The sequence below is a fragment of the Nitrospirota bacterium genome (assembly GCA_004296885.1).
GTDB lineage: Bacteria > Nitrospirota > Nitrospiria > Nitrospirales > Nitrospiraceae > SYGV01.
This window is the reverse complement of record SCVN01000015.1, coordinates 342,312-352,075: the sequence shown is the minus strand read 5'-3', so window position 1 is coordinate 352,075 and position 9,764 is coordinate 342,312. Positions and strand designations below refer to the sequence as shown.

The window sequence follows — 9,764 nt, the reverse complement described above, 5'->3', positions numbered from 1 at the left end:
CTTCAACGACAGCCTGACGGGCGATGGGGGTAATAACGTCCTCGATGGCGGCGCGGGCAATGACATCTTGGCTGGCGGCCCGGGCAACGACACTCTGATTGGCGGCGCGGGCATCGACACTGTGACCTACGCCGGAGCGCTGGGTGGGGTGACGGTCGATCTCAGTACGGGCATGACGGTCTCCGGGGCGGAGGGGAACGATACGCTCTCGGGCATTGAGAATGTGACGGGCTCTATCTATGACGACGGTCTCACTGGTGACGCGGAAGATAATGTATTGGTTGGCGGCCTGGGCAACGACACGTTGACAGGTGGTGCAGGCGTTGACACGGCTTCTTATGCCGGGGCGACGGGCGCGGTCACCGTGGACCTGAGCACGGGGACGGCCACGGGCGCGGACGGCACCGATACCCTCAACACCATTGAGAATGTGACCGGCTCCGGCTTCAACGACAGCCTGACCGGTGATGCGGGCGCGAACGTCTTGGATGGTGGTGCGGGCAACGACACGCTGGCCGGTGGCCTGGGCAACGACACCTTGATCGGGGGCCTGGGTACCGACACAGCCTCCTATGCGGCGGCCACCAGTGGTGTCACGGTCAACTTGGTGGCGGGGACGGCGGCTGGGGCCGATGGAGCGGATACCCTCAGCGGCATCGAGAATGTGACCGGGTCGGCCTTTGCCGATAGTCTCATCGGTGATGCCGGTGCCAACGTCTTGGACGGCGGTGCGGGCAACGACACGCTGGCCGGTGGCCTGGGCAACGACACCTTGATCGGGGGCCTGGGTACCGACACGGCCTCCTATGCGGCGGCCACCAGTGGAATCACGGTTAACTTGGTGGCGGGGACGGCGGCCGGAGCCGATGGAGCGGATACCCTCAGCGGCATCGAGAATGTGACCGGGTCGGCCTTTGCCGATAGTCTCATCGGTGATGCCGGTGCCAACGTCTTGGACGGCGGTGCGGGTAACGACACGCTGACCGGCGGCCTGGGCGACGATACGTTGATCGGTGGGGCGGGCGTGGACACGGCCTCCTATTCCGGCGCGACAGGATCCGTTTCTGTGGACCTGAGCACGGGGACTGCCTCTGGCGCGGACGGCAATGATACACTCGCGGGCGTCGAAAACGTAACCGGATCCGCATTCAACGACAGTTTGATCGGCGATGCGGGCGCCAATGCCCTTGATGGCGGCGCAGGCGACGATACGCTGGTTGGCGGCGCGGGCAATGACATCCTCGGCGGTGGTGTTGGTAACGATAGTCTCGCGGGCGGAACCGGCAACGACACGTACTTGTTCAATCTGGGCGACGGGATCGACACGATCACCGATACCGCCAGTGCTACAGAGGGTAATGTCTTGGCCTTCGGCGCGGGCATTACTCGGTCTTCTCTGAGTTTTGTCCAGGATTCCCTGGCGTACACGTTGACGATCAATGTTGGGACCGGCGGCGACGCGCTCGTGCTGCAGAACTTCGACCTGACCGGCGTGAACGGGACGATCGGCGTATCCACGATCAATTTCAACGATGGCACGACGGTGAATCTCGCCGATCTGCTCAGCCCGCAGACAGGTCCGACGAAGGGGGACGACAATCTGACCTACGGGTCGGGCAATGATGTGGTGGATGCCTTGGCCGGAGACGACATTGTGCATGCCGGTGCGGGAAATGACACGATTGATGGCAATAAAGGGGATGACCAGCTCTTTGGCGAGGACGGGAACGATACGCTCTATGGCGGGCAAGGCCGAGACTATTTGGACGGTGGCTCCGGCGATGATTTGCTGGATGGCGGCCAGGGTGACGATACCCTCCTCGGTGGAGTGGGCAACGATACGCTCTATGGCGGGCAAGGCCGAGACTATTTGGACGGCGGCGCCGGTGACGACTTGCTGGATGGCGGCCAGGGTGACGATACCCTCCTCGGCGGGATGGGCAACGATACGCTCTATGGCGGGCAAGGCAAGGACTATTTGGACGGCGGCGCCAGCGACGACTTGCTGGATGGCGGCCAGGGTGACGATACCCTCCTCGGCGGGATGGGCAACGATACGCTCTATGGCGGGCAAGGCAAGGACTATTTGGACGGCGGCGCCGGTGACGACTTGCTGGATGGCGGCCAGGGTGACGATACCCTCTTCGGTGGAGTGGGCAACGATACGCTCTATGGCGGGCAGGGCAATGATACACTCAGCGGCGGCGTTGGCAACGATGTGCTGGATTCCGGTGACGGCAAGGACACGATCCTCTTCGGCCGTGGCGATGGGCAGGATACGTTGGTTGGCCTGGACAACAACAAGGGCGATACGGTGCAGTTCGGCGCGGGGATCTCGTTCCACGACCTCTGGTTCGCCCGCGACGGAAACAATCTGGTGGTGTCGGTGTTGGGTGGTGTCGGCTCGTCGGATTCTTTGACGATCACTGGCTGGTACGCCAGCAGCAAGAACCATGTGGACCAATTCCGGACTGCCGACGGGTGGACGCTGGAGGAGAATCACGTGGAACAGTTGCGGAGCGCGATGGCGTCGTTTACGCCGGTGCCCTCCTGCGGGGGGATGGCTGTGGCGATGCCCCACTCGTTGGATCAGACCGTAGGTATGGCGTGGGGCTGGGACGATGGGCGCAATAGCCACTAAGATAGGCCGAACGGAAGGCGCGGCGCAGGCAGACTGCGGCGAGTTTAAGAATCCCTGAGCGACACCAGTCCCCGCAGCCGGAAGTTGAATTCGATGTTCAGAATTTGATTCCAGGCCGGCCCCGTGGCCTCCTTCGGCCTGGTCCTCGTGCCATCCTCCGGGCTCACGACTTTTCAGCCTCCCGCAAAGCCGTAAACGACCGCAACCAATCGCCTAATCCCAGGCCCAGAGATGAGGACGCTGAGAATTTGCTCGTTGCATTGTGTTTGTGGCTGTTCCTATCCTGTCTCTACCTGTTATGAATAGGTACAATCCACACTCGAAGTGGCAATTTATTTTCTTGACTCGTTAGGAGGATACCCTTAGAGTCTTACAGTTTTTTCCTTAAAAGCATTCTTAATTCTTCGGCCTGTCTGACGGCTCAACTGGGGGAGCAACGTGGTGGTTCCTAGCCATTCTCCAAGGACCAGTGCCAGTTGTCCCATCCGCTACCACCTCAATATTCGAACAGCATTGATTTCTCGCAGTTTCTCTCGATCCGCGGTATAGGCCGCGGGCTGTCTTGCCGTGGGCTAATCGGTCCCTGGGGAGGACTTCATGGCGACCATTGACGGAACTACTGGCGACGACAATCTGCTCGGGACATTTGGTGACGATCAGATTAATGGCCTGGAAGGTAACGATACCCTGACCGGCGGGCCCGGTACTGACCAGCTCAACGGCGGTGCGGGCAATGACACACTGGTGGGAGACGGCGGTGGTATCACCGAATGGTTTTCCGCTGGCAACGACGTGCTCGACGGCGGCGCCGGGGTGGATACGGTGGACTACACCGGGACGCGGGCCAGCGGGAACGGGAGCGTCGGCGTGTCGGTGGGACTGAACGGGGCGGGGGCGGGCGGGGCATCGAGTGCCGGTGCGCAAAGTTGGATCGGCAACGATACGCTTTACAACATCGAGAACGTCATCGGGTCGAACTTCGACGACAATCTCAGTGGTGATGCAGGGGCCAACGTGCTGACCGGGCGCGGGGGCAACGATGCGCTCGCCGGGGGGGGCGGCGACGATACGCTCGACGGCGGAACCGGGAACGACCAGCTGCAGGGCGGGGATGGCAACGACCAGCTGATCGGGGGCACCGAGAACGATGCCCTCAGTGGCGGTACCGGGGAGGACATACTTGACGGTGGCGCGGGCAATGACAGCCTCAGCGGGGACGCCGGCAATGACCAGCTCCTGGGCGGCGATGGCACCGACACACTCAGTGGCGGGCTAGGTGATGACAGTCTCGATGGAGGGATCGGCACCGACATGGCGAGCTATGCGGATGCCACGGCTGGCGTGACGGTGAACCTTGGCCTTGTCGGGCCACAGGCCACGGGGGGCGCGGGCACGGATCAGCTGACCGGGATCGAAAATCTCACCGGCTCGAATTTCAATGACACCCTGACCGGCGATGGGCAGGCCAACGTGCTGGCCGGCGGGGCGGGCGATGACCTGCTCGATGGGGGGGCGGGCAACGACACGTTGGATGGCGGGGCAGGGAGCGATACGCTCCTGGGCGGTGACGGGGTGGACACGGCTTCCTATGCAAGTGCCACGGGATCGGTGACGGTCAATCTGCAAACCGGCATGGTAAGCGGGGCAAACGGCACCGATACACTCAGCGGGATTGAAAATGTGACGGGCTCGGCCTTCGACGACCGGTTGACGGGCGATGGCGGGAACAATGTGCTCTACGGCGGCAGTTGGGGCAGCGACGTGTTGGACGGGGGAGCCGGCAACGACACGCTGATCGGCGGGGACTTGTACACGACATTCATCGGCGGGCTGGGGAACGACTCCCTGATCGGCGGGGTGCGGGAGGATACGGCCTCTTATGTGGGGGCGGCCGGCAGCGTCACGGTGAACTTGAACGATGGTGTCGCGACCGGGGCGGACGGGACAGACAGTCTCTCCAGCATCGAGTATGTGATCGGCTCGGCCTACAACGACACGCTCATCAGCGACTATTCCCGCAACATCAACAATTACCTGGACGGCGGGGACGGGATCGATACGGTGGACTATTCCCGGGCACAGGGCAGTGGAAACGGGAGCGTTGGCGTGTCGGTGGGGTTGAACGGGTCGGGAGTCGGCTCGGCGTCGAGCGGCGGGGCGTTCAGTCAGATCGGCACCGATCGGCTGGTCAATATCGAGAACGTCATCGGGTCGAACGTGGACGATAGCATCAGCGGCGATGCGAATGCCAACGTGCTGGTCGGGAACAACGGGGCCGATGTGCTGGCCGGGGGCGGGGGCGATGACACGCTGGATGGCGGCAATTGGCACGACACCCTCTACGGCGGGGACGGGAACGACCAACTGCTCGGGGGAGCCGGCAACGACACCCTCTCGGGGGATGCCGGGGCCGACCTGCTCGATGGCGGGACGGGCAACGACAACCTCCAGGGAGGGGCGGGAACGGATACGGCCTCCTATGCAACCGCGACGAGCGCGGTGACCGTCAACCTATCTGCAGCTTCGAATCAAGCGACCGGCGGAGCAGGGACCGACCAGCTCTCGGGTATCGAGAATGTCACCGGCTCAGCCTTCAACGACGCCCTGACCGGCGATAGCGGGAGCAACATCCTCGATGGTGGGGCGGGCAACGACACGTTGCATGGCGGAACTGGCAACGACAGTCTTATCGGCGGCGCCGGGGATGATACCTACCGCTTCAATCTCGGGGACGGCGTGGATACCCTCACGGACACGGCGGTGCCCGGCGCAGGCAATCACTTGATCTTCGGCGCAGGGATCACGCAGAACGATCTGACCTTCCTGCACGACGCCGCAGCCCATACGTTGACCATCAATGTCGGGACCGGTGGGGATGCCGTGCGCATCCTGAATTTCGACCCGACCATCGGGATCGGAAACCTGGGTGTGACAACGGTTGGCTTCGCCGATGGCTCAACGGCCAATGTGGCCGATCTGGTCACGCCGACGCCGACACCCGGCGACGATGTGCTGAATTACGGCAATACCGACGATGTGGTGGATGCGCTGGCTGGGAACGACATTGTGCATGGGGGCGGCGGCAATGACACCCTGGATGGCAATACGGGCAATGACCAGCTCTTCGGCGACGACGGCAACGATACGTTAATTGGCGGCCTGGGCGATGACACGTTAGTCGGTGGGGCGGGCACCGACACGGCTTCTTACGTGGGGGCCAGCGGCGGCGTCTCTGTGTATCTCTCGACTGGCACCGCTACGGGTGCCGATGGCAGCGATACGTTGTCTGGCATCGAGAACGTGACCGGCTCCGAGTTCGACGATCAGCTCACCGGTGATAGCGGCAACAACGTTCTGGACGGCGGGGCGGGCAACGACGTACTTACGGGCGGCCTCGGCGACGATACGTTGATTGGCGGCGCAGGCGTTGACATGGCGTCTTACGCGGGGGCAGCGGGTAGCGTCAACGTGAATTTGGGTGCGGGTACGGCCACAGGGGCAGACAGCAACGATACGCTCAGCGGGATCGAAAATGTGACTGGCTCGGCGTTCGACGATCAACTCACGGGCGATGGCGGCAGCAATACCTTGAGTGGCGGCGCGGGCAACGACACATTGGCCGGTGGAGATGGCGCCGACACGTTGTACGGGCAGGCGGGAGACGATACGCTCGACGGCGGAGCCGGGAACGATTCATTCTATGGCGGGGCCGGCAACGATACGCTGCTCGGCGGCGCGGGCCACGATACCTACTGGTTCAACCTCGGCGATGGGGTGGATACGATCCGGGACGTGCCGGCCCCTGGCGCCGGCAATCATATCTACTTTGGCTCGGGGATCACGCAGAACGATCTGACCTTCACCAACGACGTTCAGAATCATATCCTGACGATTCAGGTCGGGACCGGTGGGGACGCAGTGCGCATCCTCGACTTCGATCCCACCGGCGTGCACGGTTCATTGGGCGTTTCCATGGTCTGCTTCACCGACGGGCCGAGGCCCCAGCTTTTGGACCTCGTGAACGTTCCGACGGCGGGCAACGACGTGTTGGTGTATGACGACCGTGACGACGTCGTGAATGCGGGGGATGGCAACGACTACATGGACGGCGGCGCGGGCAACGACACCCTGGACGGCGGTACGGGCAATGATCAGCTCTACGGCGGCGCCGGTGACGACACGTTGGTGGGTGGCGCGGGAGACGACTACATCGACGGCGGGGCCGGGACGGATTCGGTCAGCTACGCCGACGCGCCAGGTGGTGTCACCGTGGACCTCAGCGCCGGGACGGCGGTCGGGGCGGACGGCACCGACACGTTGGTTGGGATCGAACATGTCTACTGTAGCAATTTGGCCGATCTGATCATCGGCGACGCAAATGACAACTGTTTCTTTGGCGGAGATGGGGACGATGTGCTGATCGGCGGGGCGGGCGACGATTGCTTGCACGGTGAGGGCGGCAACGATCTGCTGGATGGTGGGACCGGCAACGATCTGCTGGATGGCGGGATAGGGATCGATACGGCAAGCTACGAGCACGCGGCCGGCAGTGTCATCGTCAATCTCGGCGCTGGCATTGCCACGGGCGCGGACGGCGATGATACGCTCAACGGGGTCGAAAATGTGGTGGGCTCGTCGTTTGATGACCAATTGACGGGCGACGACAACGCCAACCTGCTCCAGGGGGGAGGCGGCAACGATACGCTCGATGGAGACGCCGGCGACGATCTCCTCGCAGGCGGTTTGGGAGACGATACGCTTGTGGGCGGTGACGGGACGGATGCGGCCTCCTATGCGGGAGCGACGGGAAGCGTTGCGGTAGACCTGAGCACTGGTGCCGCGACCGGGGCCGATGGGAGCGATACCCTCTCGGGTATTGAGAATGTTACGGGCTCCGATTTTGGCGACAGCTTGACCGGCAATGCGAGTGCGAACGTGTTGGACGGCGGCGCGGGGAACGACACGCTGACGGGCGGCCTGGGCGACGACACCCTGATTGGGGGCACGGGCAACGACACGGCTTCCTATGCGGCGGCCTCCGGTGGGATGACCGTCAACTTGGTGGCCGGCACCGCGGCCGGGGCCGACGGGGCCGATACGCTCAGCGGCATCGAGAATGTCACGGGGGCGAATTTCGACGACAGCCTCAGCGGTGACGCCAACACCAATGTGCTGGATGGTGGCGCGGGAGATGACCTGCTGGATGGTGGCGCAGGCGATGATGCGCTGCTGGGCGGTGCCGGTACCGACACCGCGTCCTATGCAACGGCGGCCGGTGGGGTCACCGTGAACCTCGGCACAGGGGTTGCGACGGGCGCGGATGGCACCGACACACTCTCCGGTATCGAGAATGTCACCGGCTCCAACTTTGACGACTTGCTTGCCGGCGATGCGGGCGGTAACGCCCTGGATGGTGGTGCGGGCAACGATACGCTGGCCGGTGGGTCGGGTGACGACCAGCTGATCGGCGGCACGGGAATGGATACGGCTTTCTATGCCGATGCAGCTGGGAGCGTGACCGTCAACCTGGGCGCCGGCATGGCTTCTGGTGCTGATGGCACCGATACGCTCAGCGGCATCGAGAATGTAGCCGGATCGGCTTTCAGCGATCAGCTGACCGGGGATGCGAACGACAACTGTCTTTTCGGCGGGAGCGGCGACGATGTCCTGCGGGGCGGCGGGGGCGACGACTGCCTGTTCGGCGAGGGGGACAATGATCTGCTGGAAGGCGGGACCGGCAACGATCTGCTGGATGGCGGGATCGGGATCGATACGGCCACCTATGAGAACGCGGGCGGCGGCGTGATCGTGAACCTCGATATCGGCATCGCCTCGGGGGCCGACGGCGCCGATTCCCTGTCCGGTGTCGAGAATGTGACCGGTTCGGCCTTTGACGACAACCTCACCGGCGACGCGAATGCCAACGTATTGGCCGGCGGAGCAGGGAGCGACAGCCTCGACGGCGGCGCAGGCAACGATATCCTTACCGGCGGGACGGGCAACGACCAGCTGACCGGCGGCCTGGGCGACGACCGGTTTGCCTATAATCTGGGCGACGGGTTGGATCGGGTGTCGGATGCGGGGGGGACCGATGCGGTGGCCTTCGGTTCGGGCATCTCCTTCGACAACACCGTCGTCCGGCTGGCGCAGATCGCGGGCGAGACGGTCGCGCAACTGCGGTTCTTGGACGCCTGCGGAAGTGAAACGGCCGGTCAGGGGATGGATATCACCCTGGGCGCTGGCAATACCTCGCCCATCGACTCGTTTACCTTCGCCGATGGACACACGGCGTCGCTGACCGACCTGACCATCCAAACCCTGACCACGTATGGCACGAAAGCGAGTGATATCATTCGGACGGGCCGGAATGACGACATCATTTATTCCCAGAAGGGCAACGACCAGATCTATGCTGGCACCGGCAACGATATTGTCTATGCCGGCAAAGGCGGCGACAAAGTCTATGGCGAGGGCGGCGACGATATCCTCAATGGCGGCCAGGGGCGGGATTATTTGGACGGAGGATGCGGCGAGGACATTCTCAATGGCGGTCAGGGGGAGGATATCCTAGCCGGCGGAGACGACAACGATACGCTCTCCGGCGGACAGGGCCGGGATTCTTTGGACGGCGGCTCGGGCGATGACCTCCTGGGCGGCGGTCAAGGGGAAGATGTGTTGGCCGGCGGGGCGGGCAACGACCGGTTGGATTCAGGCGATGGCCAGGATACGATTCTCTTCGGCCGCGGCGACGGCCAGGACCAGCTGGTCGGCTTGTCTAACAATCAGGCTGACACGGTGCAGTTCGGTGCCGGGATCTCATTCCGCGACCTCTGGTTTGCTCGCGACGGGAATAACCTGGTGGTCTCGATCCTAGGCGGCGCCGGGTCCAACGACTCGCTGACCGTGACCGATTGGTATAGCAGCAAGAAAAACCATGTGGAGGAGTTCCGGACCGACGACGGGTGGAAGCTGGAGGATAAGGACGTCGATCAGCTGCGACAGGCGATGGCCTCCTTCGCCCCGCTGCCATCCAGTGGCGGGTTGCCTGCGGCGATGCCGCACTTGCTCGACCCGATTCTGGCTGCGGCGTGGGATCGGGACTATCGGCGGGATGACGATTAAG

At 63.4% G+C, this 9,764-nt stretch carries 2 protein-coding genes; both read left to right on the top strand.

Annotation, left to right across the window (positions count from 1 at the left end; genetic code table 11):
* Positions 1 to 2,641: proprotein convertase P (locus tag EPO61_08860; protein ID TAJ08995.1), on the top strand; the 2,641-nt coding region annotated here is incomplete at its 5' end.
* A 597-nt stretch (positions 2,642 to 3,238) separates the two neighbouring features.
* Positions 3,239 to 9,763, top strand: a complete 6,525-nt coding sequence (locus EPO61_08855; protein TAJ08994.1) for a hypothetical protein — start codon at positions 3,239 to 3,241, stop codon at positions 9,761 to 9,763.
* Position 9,764: the final 1 nt, after the last annotated feature.